At 71.4% G+C, this 17,956-nt stretch carries 15 protein-coding genes; 14 read left to right on the forward strand and 1 reads right to left on the reverse strand.

Features of this window, described 5'->3' with window-relative positions:
• Positions 1 to 73 precede the first annotated feature (73 nt).
• From V6U90_RS12925 to V6U90_RS12975, 11 genes are all read left to right on the forward strand, one after another.
• Positions 74 to 964, forward strand: coding sequence for a LysR family transcriptional regulator (locus V6U90_RS12925; protein WP_334434952.1), 891 nt, complete (start codon positions 74 to 76; stop codon positions 962 to 964).
• 218 nt (positions 965 to 1,182) lie between these two features.
• Positions 1,183 to 1,524 carry an indolepyruvate ferredoxin oxidoreductase subunit alpha gene (locus V6U90_RS12930; protein WP_334434954.1) on the forward strand — a complete coding sequence of 114 codons (342 nt, stop codon included), beginning with the start codon at positions 1,183 to 1,185 and terminating at the stop codon, positions 1,522 to 1,524.
• 12 nt (positions 1,525 to 1,536) lie between these two features.
• Positions 1,537 to 2,760 carry a branched-chain amino acid ABC transporter substrate-binding protein gene (locus V6U90_RS12935; protein WP_334434957.1) on the forward strand — a complete coding sequence of 408 codons (1,224 nt, stop codon included), beginning with the start codon at positions 1,537 to 1,539 and terminating at the stop codon, positions 2,758 to 2,760.
• Positions 2,761 to 2,782: 22 nt separating this feature from the next.
• A complete protein-coding gene (locus V6U90_RS12940; RefSeq protein WP_334434959.1) occupies positions 2,783 to 3,685 on the forward strand; it encodes a branched-chain amino acid ABC transporter permease in 903 nt (300 codons plus the stop codon).
• Positions 3,685 to 5,589: a branched-chain amino acid ABC transporter ATP-binding protein/permease gene (locus V6U90_RS12945; protein WP_334434962.1), complete on the forward strand. Its 1,905-nt coding sequence runs from the start codon at positions 3,685 to 3,687 to the stop codon at positions 5,587 to 5,589. The genes V6U90_RS12940 and V6U90_RS12945 overlap by 1 nt, the downstream gene beginning before the upstream one ends.
• The gene (locus V6U90_RS12950; protein ID WP_334434964.1) at positions 5,570 to 6,337 is read left to right on the forward strand and encodes an ABC transporter ATP-binding protein; all 768 of its coding nucleotides are present in this window, start codon (positions 5,570 to 5,572) and stop codon (positions 6,335 to 6,337) included. Before V6U90_RS12945 ends, V6U90_RS12950 begins: the two co-directional genes overlap by 20 nt.
• Positions 6,337 to 7,566 carry a Gfo/Idh/MocA family protein gene (locus V6U90_RS12955; RefSeq protein WP_334434966.1) on the forward strand — a complete coding sequence of 410 codons (1,230 nt, stop codon included), beginning with the start codon at positions 6,337 to 6,339 and terminating at the stop codon, positions 7,564 to 7,566. Before V6U90_RS12950 ends, V6U90_RS12955 begins: the two co-directional genes overlap by 1 nt.
• A 22-nt stretch (positions 7,567 to 7,588) precedes the next feature.
• Complete coding sequence (locus tag V6U90_RS12960) at positions 7,589 to 8,647, forward strand: aromatic ring-hydroxylating dioxygenase subunit alpha (RefSeq protein WP_334434968.1); 1,059 nt, start codon at positions 7,589 to 7,591, stop codon at positions 8,645 to 8,647.
• Positions 8,631 to 9,839: a hypothetical protein gene (locus V6U90_RS12965; protein ID WP_334434970.1), complete on the forward strand. Its 1,209-nt coding sequence runs from the start codon at positions 8,631 to 8,633 to the stop codon at positions 9,837 to 9,839. Before V6U90_RS12960 ends, V6U90_RS12965 begins: the two co-directional genes overlap by 17 nt.
• Positions 9,836 to 11,005 carry a Xaa-Pro peptidase family protein gene (locus tag V6U90_RS12970; protein ID WP_334434972.1) on the forward strand — a complete coding sequence of 390 codons (1,170 nt, stop codon included), beginning with the start codon at positions 9,836 to 9,838 and terminating at the stop codon, positions 11,003 to 11,005. Before V6U90_RS12965 ends, V6U90_RS12970 begins: the two co-directional genes overlap by 4 nt.
• On the forward strand, positions 11,002 to 12,255 hold the full coding sequence (locus tag V6U90_RS12975) for an amidohydrolase (protein WP_334434975.1): 1,254 nt from the start codon (positions 11,002 to 11,004) through the stop codon (positions 12,253 to 12,255). The genes V6U90_RS12970 and V6U90_RS12975 overlap by 4 nt, the downstream gene beginning before the upstream one ends.
• Positions 12,256 to 12,293: 38 nt before the next feature.
• On the opposite strand, the gene V6U90_RS12980 is transcribed toward V6U90_RS12975, so the two are convergent.
• Positions 12,294 to 13,028 carry a GntR family transcriptional regulator gene (locus tag V6U90_RS12980; protein ID WP_334434977.1) on the reverse strand — a complete coding sequence of 245 codons (735 nt, stop codon included), beginning with the start codon at positions 13,026 to 13,028 and terminating at the stop codon, positions 12,294 to 12,296.
• Between the two features lie 66 nt (positions 13,029 to 13,094).
• Here V6U90_RS12980 and V6U90_RS12985 point away from each other — a divergent pair, with 66 nt between their 5' ends.
• The 3 genes from V6U90_RS12985 (at position 13,095) to V6U90_RS12995 (ending at position 17,945) form a co-directional block, all read left to right on the forward strand.
• On the forward strand, positions 13,095 to 14,453 hold the full coding sequence (locus tag V6U90_RS12985; protein ID WP_334434979.1) for an MmgE/PrpD family protein: 1,359 nt from the start codon (positions 13,095 to 13,097) through the stop codon (positions 14,451 to 14,453).
• A complete protein-coding gene (locus tag V6U90_RS12990) occupies positions 14,450 to 15,751 on the forward strand; it encodes an FAD-dependent oxidoreductase (RefSeq protein ID WP_334434981.1) in 1,302 nt (433 codons plus the stop codon). Before V6U90_RS12985 ends, V6U90_RS12990 begins: the two co-directional genes overlap by 4 nt.
• A gap of 181 nt (positions 15,752 to 15,932) precedes the next feature.
• Entirely contained in the window at positions 15,933 to 17,945 is a 2,013-nt protein-coding gene (locus V6U90_RS12995) for a putative bifunctional diguanylate cyclase/phosphodiesterase (RefSeq protein WP_334434983.1), read from the forward strand.
• The last annotated feature ends 11 nt before the right edge of the window (positions 17,946 to 17,956 follow it).

Consider the following 17,956-nt stretch of genomic DNA (forward strand, 5'->3'; position numbering starts at 1 on the left):
CCCCTGGCCATGCTGTCGAATACCTGTTCCGACTAGATTCCATGCCTGTCAGGCATGGGTGAGGGGGTGGGCGGTGGAGCTACGTACGCTCAGGTACCTGCTGGCGGTGGCCGACGCCGGCTCTGTGTCGGCCGCGTCCCGGCTGGTGCACGTCAGTCAACCGTCACTGTCGCGTCAGTTGCATGCCCTGGAGAAGAGCCTGGGCGTGCGGTTGTTCGACCGGCAGGACGGCCGGCTGGCGCTGAACGCGGCGGGGATGGAGTTCCTGCCGATCGCCCGTGATGTCGTCGCCCGCGCTGACCTGGCGGTCCGGGCGGCGGCGGCGATCCGGTCCGGCGCCCTGGCGAGCATCACGATCAGCTGCCCGGGTACCACGTTGACGGATGTCATCGCGCCGTTCCTGGCGACCTGGGGTGCCGGTGACCCGATGCCGGGTGTGTGGGAGGAGTCCCCGTCGGCGATCTACGGTGCGCTCCAGCGCGGCGCGGACCTGGCGATCGGTACCGAGCCCCCGCCGGCCCACCTGGCGGGCATGCCCATCGCGGTCCTGCCGGTCTGGGCGTACGTGGGTGCCGCACACCGGTGGCACGGTCGGAGGAGTGTCCAGGTCGCCGAGGTGGTCGACGAGCATCTGCTCCTGCTGACGGTGGACCAGCACGCGCGGCGGGCCCTGGACCACGCGGTCGCGGGCGCCGGGCTCGGCTACGGCACGGTGACGGAGTTCGGTACGCCGGAGGTCGCCCAGGCGGTGGCGGCGGCCGGGCGGGGTGTCGCGGTGGTCTCCGACGACGCCCGCTTCGGGTTGCATCCGGTCGCGATCGCGGTGGGACGTACCCGGCTGAGCATCCGGCTGTTCGCCGCCTGGCCGCGTGGGCACCACGCCGAGGCGGTGATCCGGTCCATCGCCGATCGGCTGGCCGACTTCTGTGTACGGCGCTACGGCCGTCAGGCGGCGGTGCGCTAACCGGTCGCGGTGGGTGCCGTGCCGGTGTGGCCGGCCCATCCCGTCCGAGCGGAGAAACCAGCGGATCCGGTGTTTCGGAGCGGTTAAACCGGCGCTTACCTGGTGGGACTCCGCCTGATGAGGTGTTGACACCCCCTCCTGGCTCATGCATCTTGGATCCAATCTCCAATCAGCCCGGATCGCGCCGGGGCTGCGGACAAGCCGGGAAGGTGAGTGCGTTGACATTTGCCATCGGTACCCCCTGCATCGACGTACGTGATCGTTCCTGCGTCGCGGTGTGCCCGGTCGACTGCATCTACGAGGGCGAACGGAAGCTCTACATCCAACCCACCGAATGCATCGACTGCGGTGCATGCATGACGGAATGCCCCACGGGCGCGGTCGTACGTCTGGAGGACGTGTCCGGGCCCGAGGCCGAATTTGCCTTCGACAACCGCCGGTTCTTCGAGGAAGTGCTGCCGGGCAGGGACCGGCCGCTCGGTTCACCAGGGGAGGCCGCCGCGATCGGGCCGGTCCGCGGTGACACCGGGCTCGTACGTGCTTATCGACGCGCGAACTGAGGAGACCACACCATGTTCAACGGACTGCGATCGACGGGCGCCGGCCTCGGCCGCCGCGTCGTCGTCGCCACCGCCGCCCTGCCGCTGCTCGCCCTCGCCGCCTGCCAGGGCGCCGAGGCCGGCAACGACGGTGACGGCGTCATCAAGATCGGCATCCTCGCACCCACCAGCGGCAGCCAGTCCGCCGACGGCGAGGGGATGGTCCGAGCCTCCCGGCTCGTGATCGACAAGGTCAACGCCGACGGCGGCATCGACGGCCGCCGGATCGAACTGGTCGTCGCCGACGACGCCTGCGAGGCGCAGGCGGGCACCCAGGCGGCCCAGAAACTCATCACCGACAAGGTCGTCGCGGTGGTCGGCGGATTCTGCTCATCGGCCACGCTGCCCGCGATCGAGCTGTTCCACCGCAACCAGGACCTGCCGTTCGTGGTCGCCGTCTCCAGCAACCCGAAGGTCACCGACGCCGGGTACCCGGGCATCACCCGGTACATCGGCCGCGACGACCAGGAGGCCCCCGTCGCGGCCAAGTACCTGCTCGAACAGCTCAAGAGCAGCAAGCTCGCGATCATGAACGACAACACCGAGTTCTCCCGGTCGGTCGCCAAGAACGTCGAACAACGTGTCAAGGAGGCCGGCACCGCAGCGATCGTCTACAACGACTCCATCCAGCCGGGCCAGAACGACTACCGGGCCGCCCTGGAACGGGTCCGTACCACCGGAGCGGACACCCTGCTCTACACCGGCTTCTACCCCGAGTTCGGCATCCTGGCCAAGCAGTGGAAGTCGCTCAACCTGCCCTACCAGCTGGTCGGTGGGGCCTCCTCGATCGACCTCAGCGTGATCAAGGCGTCCCCGCAGGCCAGCCAGGATCCCCGGTTCAGCATCGTCACCTATCCCACCGCCTCGCTGCTGAACAACCCGAAGGCCACCGCGTTCCGGGAGGCCTACCGCAAGCAGTACAACGCCGACCCCGCCCAGTACGACGTGTTCCAGCACGACGCGACCGAAGGACTGGTCGCCGCACTCCGGGAGGACCCCGACTCGCTCGGCGCCGAGGCGCTCAACAAGCGGCTGCGGGCCCTGTCCTTCGAGGGGATCACCGGACAGATCTCGTTCGACGACCGGGGCGACCGCAAGGCGTTCCCGTTCCTCGCGGTCCGGGCCAACGCTGACGGCACGTTCATCCCGGTGTTCCAATTCGCGCCTGACGGCGGATGGGCCCCGGCCGGACAGTAATCGAAAAGGCGGAGCCGAATCGATGGAAACACTTGCGCAAGTACTGATCATCGGATTCACTGTTGGCTCGTTCTACGCGCTCGTCGCGCTGGGCTACACGATGGTCTACGGGATCGTGCGCCTGATCAACTTCGCCCACGGCGACCTCGTCATGGTGGCCTCCTTCATCGGCTGGGTGATGCTGCAACAGGCGTGGATCCGGGACATGCCGGCACTGCCGGGGATCATCGTTGCCGCGGGTGTTTCCATCGTCGGTACCGCCCTGCTGTCCCTGACCCTGCTCCGCTTCCTCTATGCGCGGCTCATCGGCCGGTCCACCCTCGGGTTCCTGCTGGTGACGCTGAGCGTGGCGTTCGCCCTGGAGGAGATCGTCAAGCTGGTCTTCGGGGCCCGGGAACAGTCGTACCCGAACTACGCCCTGGCCACCGAGACGATCACCGTCGCCGGTGTCACCTTCGCCGGCATGGACCTCGTCGTCATCGGGCTGGCCGGTGTGCTGATGGCGGGGATGATCTGGTTCGCCCAGCGGACCATGACCGGCGCGGCCATGCGCGCCCTGGCCATCGACCACGACGCCGCCCGGCTCATGGGGATCAACGTGAACGTGCTGATCGCCGCGGCGTTCGTGATCGGGGCCGCGCTCGCCGCGGTGACCGGGGTGCTCTCCGGCGTGTACTACGGGCGGATCTCCTTCGACATGGGGTTCGCCCTGGGACTCAAGGCGTTCACCGCTGCGGTGGTCGGCGGCATCGGCAACATCGGCGGCGCGGTCCTTGGCGGACTGGTCATCGGTGTCCTCGAAGCCGTCGTCCAGGGCTACCTGGCCGGCGCCTGGTCGGACGCCTTCATCTTCGGGGCGCTCATCCTCGTGCTCTACATCCGGCCCCAGGGCATCCTCGGCGAGCGAGTGGCGGTGCGGGCCTGATGAAGACCATGTCCCTGGCCCGGTCGCGGCAGCACATCGCCGACACCTGGCCGACCTCCGTCCCCGCCATCCTCGCCCTGGCGGTGGCCGGCGTCGCCCTGCTGAACGCCTACGGCTCGGACTACGTGACCACGGTCGCGATCGGCGTGGCCACCTACGCCGTCCTCGGTCTCGGACTGAACGTGGTCATGGGCTACACCGGTCTGCTCGACATGGGCTACGCCGCGTTCTTCGCCATCGGGGCGTACACCTCGGCGATCTGCGGGGTGCACCTCGGCCTGGACTTCTTCCTCTCGATCCCCATCGCCATCGCGGTCACCGGCCTGGCCGGCGTGATCATCGGCTATCCCACCCTTCGGCTACGCCCCGACTACCTGGCCATCGTCACGATCGGCTTCGGCGAACTGGTCCGCACCGTCGCCAACAACTGGGACTACGTCGGGGCCAGCCGTGGCCTGTACCCGCTGCCGATCCCGGAACTGTTCGGGTTCGAGTTCCACAGCCCCATCCGTCAGGCACTGCTCGCCTTCGTCCTGCTGGCCGTCGCGGTCGTCGTGGTCAACCGGCTCGGCCGGTCCCACATCGGCCGTGCCTGGCGGGCGATCCGGGACGACGACTTCGTCACCGAGTCGGTCGGCCTACCCACCCTGCGCCTCAAGATCGGCGCGTACGTCGCCGGTGGCGCCGTCGGTGCCCTCGCCGGGGCGATCTTCGCCGCCCGGTCGGTGGCGATCGACCCGACCAACTTCGAGCTGATGCTCTCCGTGCAGCTCATCATGGTCGTCGTCCTCGGCGGGCTCGGCAGTACCGTTGGTGTGCTGGGCGCGTCGCTGGTCTTCGTCGCCCTGCCGGAGATCCTGCGGTCGATCCAGGACTACCGCCTGCTGGTGTTCTCCATCGCCGTCATCGTGCTCATCGAGCTGCGCCCCCGGGGGCTGGTCCCGGAGCGGACCACGATCCCGCCCGCCGCCGCGCTGGCCGCGACCCCGCCGCCGCGTACCGTCGTCCCGGCCGCGACCGCACCACCGGCCGCCGCCGGGACGGCGGTGGCCACGCCGCCTCGGGCCACCGGCCTGCGGCCCGACCCGGCCGACGGCCCCGCCGGGACGCCGCTGCTCCAGGTCCGCGCGGTCAGCAAGCGGTTCGCCGGTCTCGTCGCGCTCGACAGCGTCGACCTCACCGTCGCCGCCGGACAGGTCATCGGCATCATCGGCCCGAACGGTGCCGGAAAGTCGACCCTCGTCAACGCCATCACCGGCGTGCACCGCTGCACCTCGGGTGAGGTCGTCCTCGGCGGCCGGAACATCACCCGGCTCGCGCCGCACCGCATCGCCCGACTGGGCGTCAGCCGCAGCTTCCAGTCGACCCGGCTGATCGACCAGATGACCGTACTCGACAACGTCACCGTCGCCGCGTACGCCACCTCCGGCCTCGGGCTACGGGACGCGCTGTTCGCGCCGGGGCGGGTACGCAGACGCGACTTCGTCTCCTCCGCCCGGGCCTGGCACCAGCTCGACCAGGTGGGACTCGCCGACGCCGCAGCCCGCCAGGCCAGCGAGCTGTCCTATGCGGACCGGCGCCGCGTCGAGTTCGCCCGCGCGATGATCATGGAGCCCCGGTTGCTGATCCTCGACGAACCGGCTGCGGGCATGAACCCGGCCGAGAAGGCGGAACTGACCCGGCTGCTGCGGGCCGTGGCCGCCAGCGGCGTCGCCGTGCTGCTGATCGAACACGACATGCCACTGGTCACCGCCGCCGCCGACGAGGTGGTCGTACTCGACCAGGGGCGGGTGCTCGCCACCGGCACACCGGAACAGGTCCTCGCCCTCCCGGAGGTGATCGAGGCATACCTCGGGCACCGCACAGACGACGAGGAGTCGACAGATGACGATCCTGTCCGCTGAGGGACTGCACCTGGGCTACAACGACCTTGAGGTGGTGCACGGCGTCACCTTCGACCTGCGGCAGGGCGAGGTGGTGGCGCTGCTCGGGCCCAACGGCGCCGGAAAGACCACGATCATGCGGGCCGTCTCCGGGCTGATCAGACCGATGCGGGGCAGCATCCGGCTGGGTACCCACGACCTGGCCGGCCTGGCGGCACACCAGATCGTCGGCCTCGGCCTGCGGCACGTCCCCGAGGGCCGGCGGGTCTTCGGCTCGATGAGCGTCGCCGAGAACCTCCGCCTCGGCGGCTACTCGATGCGGAAACGACCCGCCGAGATCAGGTCCCGCATCGACGAGGTGTACGGCCTCTTCCCGATCCTGGGACAGCGCGCCCACCAGCTCGCCGGCACCCTGTCCGGTGGGGAGCAGCAGATGCTCGCCGTCGGACGGGCGCTGATCACCCGGCCGACGGTGCTCGCCCTCGACGAACCGTCACTCGGGCTGTCGCCGCGCATCTCCCACGAGATTCTCTCCACCGCCGCCCGCCTGGCCCGGGACGGCACGGCGGTCCTACTGGTCGAACAGAACATCCGGGCGGCGCTGCGCATCGCCGACCGGGCCCACGTGCTGGAACTCGGACGCATCGTGCTCAGCGGCACCGGCGCGCAACTCGCCGCAGATCCCCAGGTCGAGGCCACCTACCTGAGCGGCCAGGCCGCGCCGACACCGGGCCGGGACGCCCCGGTCGACCGGAAGGCGGGACACTGATGGACCCCGTGGGAATCGCCCTCGTCGGCTGTGGCGGCATAGGCCTGCGCCACCTGCGGGCGTACGCCGCACTGCGGGCGGCCGGTAACCGGGACGTGCGCCTGCGCGCCGTCTGCGACGCCGACGACAACCGTCGGGCCGCCGCCGTCGCCGCCTACCGGCAGTGGACCGGCGAGACCGTACCCGGATTCGCGTCGATCGACGACCTGGCGGCCCGGGCCGACGTGACCGCGGTGGACATCGCGGTGCCCACCGGCCTGCACGCACCCCTGGCCAGGGACGCCTTCGCCCGAGGGCTCCACGTCCTGGTGGAGAAACCGATCGCCCTGACCATCGCCTCGGCGCGGTCCATGGCAGCGGCGGCCGAGCGGGCCGGCCGGGTGCTCGCCGTCGCCGAGAACTTCCGCCGGGTACCCGGCAACCGTGCCGTCCGGGCCTTCATCGAGGCAGGCGTCGTCGGTGCCCCGTACTTCACCATCTCGCAACTGTCCCTGCCGGCGTCGCTGCTGCACCCGCAGGGCGGCGGCGATTGGTACCGCGACCGGTCCATGTCCGGCTCGCTGGTCGCCCTGGAGATGGGCGTGCACGAGATGGACCTGCTCCAGTACTGGTTCGGCCCGGCGACCGCGGTGAGCGCCACCGTCCACACCTACGAGCCGGAGGCCGTGACCGCAGACGGACGACGGATCCCGGTGACCAGCGAGGACAGCTGCTTCGGGCAGGTGACCTTCGCCGGTGGGGTACGGGCCCAGGTCGCCCTGACCATGGCCGGCCACGGCGAGGTGATCGGCAACCGGCTGCTGGTCGGCGCCACCGGCAGCATCACCTCGACCTGCTGGGAAGCCTGGCAGGGCGGCTGGCTCACCAGCGACAGCGGTGACCGCGAACCGCTCGACCGGCGGGTACGGCAGTGGGTCGACAGCCTCGCCGACCACACCCGCGACCACCTGTTCCCGGCCGGGACCTGGGACCCGGCCAACCTCGGCGTCGACGTGGCGGACCCGGTCCGCTACGGCATCGCCCACGAGATCGTCGACTTCGCGCGGGCGGTCCGGACCGGCAGCCGGCCGGAGACCGGCGCACCCGAGGCGATCCAGGCACTCGCCGCAGCGATCGCCCTGCTCGAATCGTCGGCCGCCCGCGCCGAGGTCGACGTGCGCGACGTCCTCGACGGGACCGTCTCCACCTGGCAGCGCTCCCTCGACAACACCCCCACCACATCCGTCTAGTCGCCATCCACCGGAGTCGAGCATGTCAAGCCCCTCACCGGACGCCATCGCCGGCTACCTGTCGGCCATGCGCCCGTTCTGGCACCCGGTACTGCGGTCCGAGGACCTCACCGACCGACCCGTCAGCGTCACCCTGCTCAACGAATCGATCTCCCTCGCCCGGCTCGACGGTGAGGTGGCAGCCTTCCCGAACGTCTGCCGGCACCTCGGCGCGGCACTGTCCCTCGGGGACGTCGTCGACGGGCGCCTGCTGCGCTGCCGGTACCACGGCTGGCAGTACGACCGGACCGGACGGTGCGTGGACATCCCCCTGCGCGGGGAGGGCCGCATCCCCGCCCAGGCGCGGGTCCGGCGGTTGCACTCCCAGGAACGGTACGGGCTGATCTGGGTGTGCCTGGACGACGAACCGCAGGGCGACCTGCCGCCCTACGAGGAGTTCGACGACCCCGCGTACCACAAGAACCCGCTGGTGCAGCACGCCGAGTGGCGGGCGAGCGTACCCCGCCTGGTGATGGCCGCCCTCGACGACACCCACTTCTCCTGGGTACACCCGGACGTCCTGGGGATCGCCGGCCAACCGCAACTGCCGCAACGGCTGGGGGAGCGGCCGGTGACGGTGTCCGACGGGGGAGTGCTGACCTCGCGGTACCGGACCACCATGCCCACCTCCCCGATGGTCGCCGACGATGCCGTGCCGCCGACCGGCGAACGGACCCGTACGGCCGTCGAGACCGTCGACGTCGAGTTCTTCAACGTCGCCACGGTCAACTCGATGAAGAACGTGATCTTCTCCGACGCCGGTGTGTCGGTCACCTGGAACGTGTATCTGCCGGTCTCCCACGACCGGACCGTCTCCTTCACCCAGCTCTCCCGCACCTACGACCGGGATCGCTTGCACGACGCGCTGTGGGAGGAGTTCAACCTCGGGATCAAGGAACAGGACCGGGAGATCGTGGAGAGCCAGCAGCCGTGGCTGCTGCCGCCGCTGCGGGCGCAGATGATCCTCTACCTGCGCCCGGAGGACGTCCCGCTCGTCGAGTTCCAGAAACTGATGGAGAAGCTCAATGTCCCCCAGCTCTGAGTCGTCGTCCGCCCTCGTCCTGCGCGGCGGCCTGGTGGCCGGCCCGGAGCGGACCGTACCAGCGGACGTACTCGTCATCGGCGCACACGTCGTGGCCGTGGCGGCGGACCTGTCCGGGGTCCGCATCCCCGGCGTCGTGGTGACCGAACACGACGTACGCGGCAGGCTCGTGCTGCCCGCACTCGTCGACCAGCACTCGCACCCCACCGGCGGGGGAGGAGGCGGTGGGCCGCACACCCAGAACCTGCCGATCCTGTTCGAGCAGTACACCAGCGCGGGCATCGGCACCGTCGTCGGCTGCCTCGGCCACGACACCGTGGTACGCACCCACGAGGCGCTGCTCACCCGGGTACGCGCGCTGCGCATGCAGGGCCTGAACGGGTACCTGTTCACCGGCGAGATCGGCCACCCGCCTGGCACGCTCACCGGTGACATCCGCCGCGACCTGGCCCTGTTCGACGAGGTTCGCGGGGTCAAGGCGGCGGTCGGTGAGGTCGGCGCCCTCCGCACCGTCGACCAGGTGCAACACCTGGCCGGCGCGGTGGCCCGGGGCAGCCGTACCGGCGGTAAGCCGCCGGTGCTGCACCTGCACCTGGGTGCGGACCCCCGCAGCGTCGCCCTGGTCGCCGCCGCTGTCGCCGACGGCACCGTGCCCGCGTCGATGGTCACCGTCACCCACGTGAACTGGAACGCCGAGGTCCTCGCCGGCGCAGCGGAACTGGCGCAGGCGGGCGTCAACGTCGACGTGACCGCCTGCATCGCCCCGGCGTACTTCCCCGGTGCGGTACCACCGCATCGCGCGGTGGCCCAACTGCTCGACCAGGTCCCCGGGGCGCAGCAGGTCACCGTGACCTCCGACGCCGGCGGGTCGCACCCCCACGGGGCCACCCTGGTGCCGCACCGGCCGGTGCTGCTGCTCGACGTCCTGCGCCGGTGCCTGGCCGACCGTGTCGCCCCGGCGCACCTGCTGGCCGGCGTATTCGCCGGCCACGCCGCCCGCCGGCTCGGGTTGGCCGGTGCCGGCACGCTCGTCCCCGGTGCCCGCGCCGACATCGTCGTCATCGACGAACACGGACAGGGGCCCATCTCGATGTTCCTCGGTGGCCGGCTGGTCGTGGACGGGGGGACCCCGACCGTGACCGACCCGGTCGGCGGGGCCGGACACACCGGTGCAGAGGAGACAGTCAGGTGACCGACGAACCCGTCCGGACCGTGCCCCGGCACGTCTACGCCGACCGGATCTCCCGGGTCCGGCAGGAGTGCGCGGACCGGGGACTCGCCGGCATCCTCCTGTTCGACCAGGCCTCGCTGTTCTACCTGTTCGGCTACGACCAGATCGGCTACTGGGTATTCCAGACCGTGTACCTGCCGGCCGATGCCGCGCTTCCGCCCGCCGCGATCTGCCGTGCCCCCGACGAGCAGATGATCCGCCGTACCGGGATCGTCGGGGACGTCCGCGTCTGGTACGACGAGTCACCGCAGACACCCGGCCAGCTCGTCGGGGCGCTGCTGCGGGACCTGCAGACCGCACCGGGTGCGCGGGTCGGCATCGAACTGTTCAGCCACGCGCTGCTGCCCGGGTACCACCACGACCTGCGCCAGCACCTCGACGGGGTGGTCGAGCTCGTCGACGCCTCCCACGTCGTGGGTGACCTGCGGGTCGTCAAGGACCCGTACGAGATCGCCTGGTTCCGTGCCGCCGCCCACCAACTCGACGCGGCGTTCCGGGTCGCCCGGGCGGCGATCGGCCCCGGCGTGCCGGAAACCGAGGTCCACCGGGCGATCGTCGACGAGCTCTACCGGCTGGGCGGCGACCCGCCCGCGATCCCGCCGCCGATCGCCTCCGGCCCCCGCACGGCGACCCAGACCCACGGTGCCGCGACGGCCCGCCGGATGCGTCCCGGCGAGACGGTGGTCATCGAGATCGGCGCGTCGGCGACCCGCTACCACGCCGTCGGCGCGGCCAGCTACACCATCGGCACACCGGCGCCGGCCGTCGCCCGGCTCCACGACACCATGGTCGAGACCCTCGAAGCGGGCTTCGAGACCTTCGTGCCGGGCCGGCCCATCGCCGACGTCAGCCGGCGGGTACAGCAGTTGCTGACCGAACGCGGCGTGTCCCGGGCGGGACGGCACGTCGGTTACGGCACCGGCATCGGTTTCCCGCCCACCTGGCTGGAGAACCTGCGGATCAAGGTCACCGAACCGCGGCTACTGGTGCCCGGGATGACCTTCTTCTACTTCATCGGTCTACCCGGCCCCGACGGCTCCAGCCTCTACATCGGAGAGCCCGTCCTGATCACCGCGACCGGTTACGAGCGGGTCGCACCACCCGACTACCGGAACTGGGTGCGGTGAACGACGGGATCGCGCTGCGTCGAGCCCTGCACGCGGCACCCGAACGCGGGTTCTGCGAGTACCGGACCACCTGCCTGATCGCGACGCGGTTGCGCCGGTTGGGCTGGACCGTCGCCCTGGGGCGCGAGATCATGGTGCCCGAGCTGCGGCTGGGGGTCCCGGAGGACGTCGACACCGCCTGGCAGGAGGCGCTCGCGGAGGGGCTCGACCCGCAGACCATGGCGGCCGCCCGGCACGGGATGACCGGGGTGGTGGCCACCCTGCACGGCCGGCGGCCCGGCCGGGTCGTCGCGGTCCGCGCCGACATCGACGCCCTGCCCCTGACCGAGAGCACCGACGACGACCACCGTCCGCGCCGGCTCGGCTTCGCCTCCACCCGGCCCGGCACCATGCATGCCTGTGGCCACGACGGGCACACCGCGATCGCGCTGGAGTTGGCCGCCCGCCTCGCCGGAAGGGACTTCCCCGGCACCGTCAAGCTGCTCTTCCAGCCGGCCGAGGAAGGGCTGCGCGGTGGGCGTGCCATGGCCGGCTCCGGCGTACTCGACGACGTCGACGACCTGATCTGCATCCACCTCGGACTGGGGGTGCCCACCGGTACGGTCCACCCGCGCACCCACGGCGGGCTGGCCAGTGTGAAACTCCGGGCCACCTTCACCGGTACCGCCGCACACGCCGGGATCGCCCCGGAACGGGGCCGCAGCGCCCTGCTCGCCGCCGCAGCCGCCGCGCTGGCCGTGCACGCCGTCGGCCAGCACGGCTCCGCCGACACCCGGGTCAACGTCGGCGCCCTCGACTGCCCGGGAGCGTCGAACATCGTGCCGTCGACGGCGACCCTCACCCTGGAGGCCCGCGCCGACGACACCACCGCCTGCGACCTGCTGGTCACCCGGGTCACCGCCGCGCTACAGGGCAGCGCCGCCGCGTACGGTGTGACCTGCGGGCAGCAGGTCGTCGGACATGCCCCCCAGGTGCGGTGTGACGACGACCTGGCCGAGCGGATCGCCGCGATCGCCGCCCGGGTGCCCACCGTCGGTCACGTCGGCGGATCCCTCGCCGACCACGGCAGCGACGACGCGTCCTGGCTGATCGACCGGGTACGCGGGCGCGGGGGGCGCGGAACGTACCTGGTCGTCGGCGCGGATCAGGCGGGTGGCCACCACGAACCGACCTTCGACATCGACGAGGACGCCCTGCAGGTCGGCGTCGACCTGCTCGACGGGGTGGTCAGGACGCTGGGTGCGGCGTGATGGTCGCCGCACCCGGGCACCGGGTCGACCGTGGAACGTCAGGTGGTCTCCGCGAACGCCTCGACGCTGGTCGACGCCCGCCACTGCGTGGGCTGTACGTCATGGGCCCCGGGGAAGCGGTCGTCGAGCATCCGCAGCAGGGTCCGCAACTCCCCGTCCCGGTGGGCGTTCTGCAGCACGATGACGCGCGAGACGTCCCCCTGCTCGGCCGCGTCGATGATCGCGTCGTGCTCGCTGGCGCTCGCCGCCGCGCTGTCCAGGTCGCGAAGGTAGAGCGCGCGGTACGCGTCGGCGTTCCACGCCTGCCGGATCGACGTCACCAGCCGTTCGTGTCCGGGGGCCTCGAAGAGCCTGAAGTGCAGCTCCCGGTTGCCGTACGTGGCCGTCACCCGGTTGCCCTCGGCCAGGGCCCGGGCGGTGACCTCGGCCGAGGTGCGCAGCGCCGCGATGTCCGCCGGGGTCAGCAGCGGCACGGCCAGCGCGGCGGCCTCCGACTCCAGCAGCTCGCGGATGCGGTACAGGTCGAACAGGTCGTCGAGTCTCATCTCGGGGACGCAGTAGCCACGGTGCGGCTCGTAGATGACCTGCTGTTCGCCTTCGAGGATGCGCAGCGCGTCCCGGACCGGGGCGCGGCTGACCCCGAGCACCTTCGAGATGCCGTCGACGTTGAGCCGGGCCCCCGCCGGATAGTCGCCTTCCAGCAGTGCTCTGCGGAGCTCCAACAGCACCGCCTCGACCTGGGTGGGCGGTTTCTGGAAGGGCCTGCTTGGCATCGGCGCTCCTCGGTTAGATCGGCATCCCGCCGCAGATTGAATCCTGGATCCAAAGGGAGCATAACAGTGAACAGTACTGAGGTCGCCCTCTATGTCTCCACCCTGACAGCCGGTTCCATTCCCGACGGCGCCCGTCGACGTGCCCGCGAACGCCTGCGCGACACCATCGCCACCGCTCTCGGCGGCGCCACGACCACGGCCGCCCGGACCGCGGAGCGGACCATGGCCGCCGACCTCGGGGAGTTCCGGACCCTCGGCCCGGGCGCGGCCACCCGTACCGCCTCCGCCGCCGCGTTCGTCAGCTCGGTCGCCGCCAGCGCCCTGGACTTCGACGACGGGCACTACCTCGGCGGGGCCATCCACCCGTCATCCGTGATCGTGCCGTCGGTCCTGGTGGCGGCCTCCACCCGGCCGGTGTCCTTCGAGGCGCTGCTCACCGCCCAGATCGCCGGATTCGAGGTGGCCGTGCGCGTCGCGCACCTGCTCTGGCCCCGGGACGAGACCGCACGCTGGTTCTGCACGGGTACCGCCGGCGCGGTCGGCGCGGCGGCGGCCGCAGCGAAGGTGCGCGGTGGTGACGCCGACACCATCCGCCGGTCGATGCTGATCGCGTGGAGCCACGCCCCGACCGCCGCGTTGCAGTTCCCGAGCGTCAAGGAGGCGATCGGCTGGTCGGCGGCGACCGGACTGACGGCCTGCCGCCTGGCCGAGAACGGGTGGATGTCCCTGCCCGCCGGGGTCGACGCGCCGGCACCACCGGCGATCTTCCCGCCGACGCCGCTGGAGGAGGCCCACGCGTCCGGGGACCCCTTTGTCGGATCGCTGGGGCAGGTCTTCGAAATCGAACGCTCCTACCTGAAGCCGCACGCCGCCTGCCGGTACACCCACACCGCCGTCGACGCCCTCGCCGACCTGCGGGCGGACGGCCTGCGACCGGAACACATCCGGTCGATCCGGGTCGCCACCCACCGCGGGGCCACCTTCCTCACCCACGACCGGCCACCGTCGCTGGAACACGCCCAGTACAGCTATCCGTTCGTGCTCGGCGCCATGGCTGTCGACGGCGCCGCAGGGCCGCAACAGATCGCCGAACACCGCCTCACCGATCCCGCGATCCTGGACCTGGCCGCGCGGGTGAGCGTCGTCCACGACCCCGAACTGGACACCCACCTTCCCCACCACTACGGCACCAGCCTGGAGGTCGTTCTTGCCGGCGGCGGAACACTCCGCCCGGAACCGAGGCTGACCGCGCGGGGAGATACCGAGGCCCCGCTCGACGAGGCCACTCTCGACGCGAAGTTCGCGAGCCTGGTGGAGCCGCTGTCGGTCGACGGCGCGGACACGCTCCGGCAGGTACTCGCCGACGACGGCGACAGCGAGGCGATCTGGCGGGCCATCGCCACATGCACCGGAGATGCCCGGTGAACGCCTTCCGGTTCGCGGTCGTCGGGGCCGGACCCGCCGGTGCCTACGCCGTCGGCGCCCTGCTCGCGCAGACCGACGCCGTCGGCGTGCCCTGCGACATCGACCTCCTGGACCGGCTGCCCACCCCGTGGGGACTGGTCCGCTCCGGGGTCGCCCCCGACCATCCGCAGATCAAGTCCGTGATCCGGGTCTTCGAGCGCATCGTCGACCATCCCGCCGTGCGGTTCCTCGGTGGCGTACAGATCGGCCGCGACCTGTCCCACCGCGAACTGCTGGACCGCTACGACGCGGTCGTCTACGCCACCGGCGCACCCGTGGACCGGCAGCTCGACATACCCGGCACCGGACTGGCCGGCTGCCTGCCCGCCGGCAGGTTCGTGCGGTGGTACAACGGCCACCCCGACGCCTCGACCGAACAGATCTCACTCGACACCCACCGTGCGGTCGTCGTCGGTAACGGGAACGTGGCGATCGACTGTGCCCGGCTGCTCATCCAGGACCCCGAGGACCTCTGCCGCACCGACATCGCCAATCCGGCCCTGGCCGTACTGGCCGAGAGCCGGATCCGGGAAGTCGTCGTACTCGGTCGTCGTGACCCGGGCCAGGCGTCGTTCACCCTGCCCGAACTGCACCAGCTCGGGCGACTGCGCGGCGTCGACATCACCGTCGACGCGCCGTCACTGACCGGCGACGGCCCCGTCCTCGACGCGCTCCGGTCCCTGGCCGCGCGGCCCGCCCAGCCCGGCCGGCGGCTCACCCTGCGCTTCCAGGTGTCACCGACCGCGGTCGTCGGCCACGGCCACGTCGAAGCCCTCGATCTGGTCCACAACGAGATCGTCGACGGACGTGCCCGCCCGACCACCCGTCACGAACGGATCGACTGCGGCTTCGTCGTCCACGCCGTGGGCTTCGGTGGCAGCGCCATCCCCGGCGTACCGTTCGACGACGTCCACGGACGCGTCGCCAACACCGGCGGGCGGGTCGCCCCGCGCGTCTACGTGGCCGGGTGGGCCAAACGCGGACCATCCGGAGTGATCGGTACCAACAAGCGGTGCGCCACCGAAACCGCCTCGGCCATCGTCGCTGACATCACCGATGGCACCCTGAGGCCCCGCCACCACGATCGGGACAGTGCGCTCACCTTCCTCCACGACAGGAGCCCGAGCCTGGTCACCCTGGACGGCTGGCGAAGAATCGACGCCGCCGAGGTCGCCGCCGGGTTGCCCCACGGCCGTCCGCGCATCAAGTTCACCAGCGGGAGGGCACTGGCCGACGCCGCGCGGGGCGACCGGCACTGAGCCCGCTGCGGAGCCGGGTGGTGCCCGGACGAGCGTCGCCCCGTCACCGGTGGCGCCGGTCCCCGGGCGCAGGGTGAGCGGTGCCGACGCGCCCGTGGGTAGACTCCGCGTCGCAGCCGGATGACCGTGTCGGTGCCGTTGCGGGATGCCCTGATCGGTGAAGGGATGGGGTGGCCACCAGGTGAGGACCCTGCCGGCAGTCGCGGCCGATGTCGCCCCCACCGCCATGACCGTGCTCGCCGCCGACGGCCGGTGCCTCTGGTCGAACGGTGCCGCGCAGCGGCTCGGCGTCCGGCCGGACGAGCTGCCACTGGCCCAGGTGGAGCCCGACGGCACCGCCGTCGACCTGCCCTGGCCGGACGCCGACGGCGCCACCAGATGGTTGCAGGTGCGCTGTCACGGCTTCGACCACGACGGTCAGCCGCTGCGCCTGTACGAACTGCGCGACGTCAGCGTCGAACGCCAGGAACGCGACCGTGGTCGCAACTACCGGTGGCGCCTGGCCCACATCGAGCAGCTGGCCAAGGTGGGCACGTGGGAGTGGGACATGTCGACCGACGCGGTCATCTGGTCCGACGTGCTGTTGCAGATGTTCGGCTTCCCGCCCGGTACCGAACTGGACTATCCGTCGTACCGGCAGCTGCTGCACCCCGACGATGTCGCCATGATCGAGCAGACCCTCGACAGCGCGTTACGTACCGGCGGACCGTTCTCCTACACCCACCGCATGTACCTCGCGGACCGTACGACGCTGCGCGTCTTCGAGTGCTACGGCGAGGTCTTCACCGACACCTCCGGCGCCCCGGTCCGGGTCCTCGGCACCGCCCATGACATCACCGAGATGCGGCGGGTCCAGGAGGAACTGACCCATCTGGCCGAGCGCGACCCGCTGACCGACCTGCCGAACCGGCGCGCCCTGCTCGCGCGCCTCAACGACCTGCTCGCCTGCGCCGGCGAGCCGTCCGGCGCGCTCCTGCTGATCGACATCGACAACTTCAAGGACATCAACGACGTGCACGGGCACGCCGTGGGCGACGACGTGCTGCGCGTCCTGGCCCGGCTGCTGGTCCGCCATGTGCCTCGTGACACGGTGCTGGGCCGGCTGGGCGGCGACGAGTTCGCCGTCGTACTGCCCGAGGCCACCGCCAACGACGCCCTCGCCGTCGCCGAGAGCCTGTGCAACGTCGCGGTACGCACGCCCGTGCCGTTGGCCGGTGCCGGGCTGCGGGTCACCCTGAGCATCGGGGCCGCCTCGCTGGAGCCGGGCGACACCCGCGACACCGTACTCGCCCACGCCGACCTCGCGCTCTACGAGGCGAAGAACGCCGGCCGCAACCGGGCCCGGCTGTACCTACCCGAGCAGTACCGGCACGCGGTGCAGCGGGTCAACGTGGTGGCCCGGGTCCGGGACGCCCTCGACGAGCACCGGATGCAGCTCGACGCCCAGCCGATCATCGACCTGCTGACCGGCGAGGTGGCCAGCTACGAACTGCTCATCCGGTTGCGCGACGGCCGGCAACCGCCACTGTCACCGGCAGACTTCCTGCCCACCGTGGAACGGGACGACCTCATCGGCGAACTCGACCGCTGGGTGGTGGCCACCGCCACCGCCGCGCTGGCCGCACCGTCGGCCTCGGCGGCCGGGATGCGTTTCGACGTCAACATCTCCGCCCGGTCGATGGAGTCACCGGGGTTCGGTGACTGGGTGGTGGAACGCCTGCGCACCGCCGGTGTGGAGGCCTCCCGGCTGGGCCTGGAGGTCACCGAGACCGCCGCGATCACCAACGTGGCGGCGGTCCGCAACCTGGCTGGCACCCTGCGGGACGCCGGCTGCCGGCTGAGCCTCGACGACTTCGGCGCCGGGTTCGGCTCGTTCGCCTACCTCAAGCACCTACCGTTCAGCACGGTCAAGATCGCGGGTGAGTTCGTCCGGCAGGCCGACCAGGGCGGTGCAGATCCGGTCCTCATCGACGCGGTCGTGCGGGCCGCGCACGGGCTGGGGATGCGGACGGTCGCCGAGTCGGTCGAACGCGCCGCACTGGTGCCTGCCCTGCGCCGGCTCGGCGTCGACTCCGGCCAGGGCTACCACCTGGGTCGCCCGATCCCGCTCGACATCCTGCTCGGTCAGGGACACAGTGCGCGGGACACCCCCGCCGCCACCGCCGACGTCGCGGTACGGCATCCTGACGGCTGACCCGCCGTCCC

Source organism: Micromonospora sp. CPCC 206060, from assembly GCF_036906895.1.
Classification (GTDB): Bacteria; Actinomycetota; Actinomycetes; order Mycobacteriales; family Micromonosporaceae; genus Micromonospora.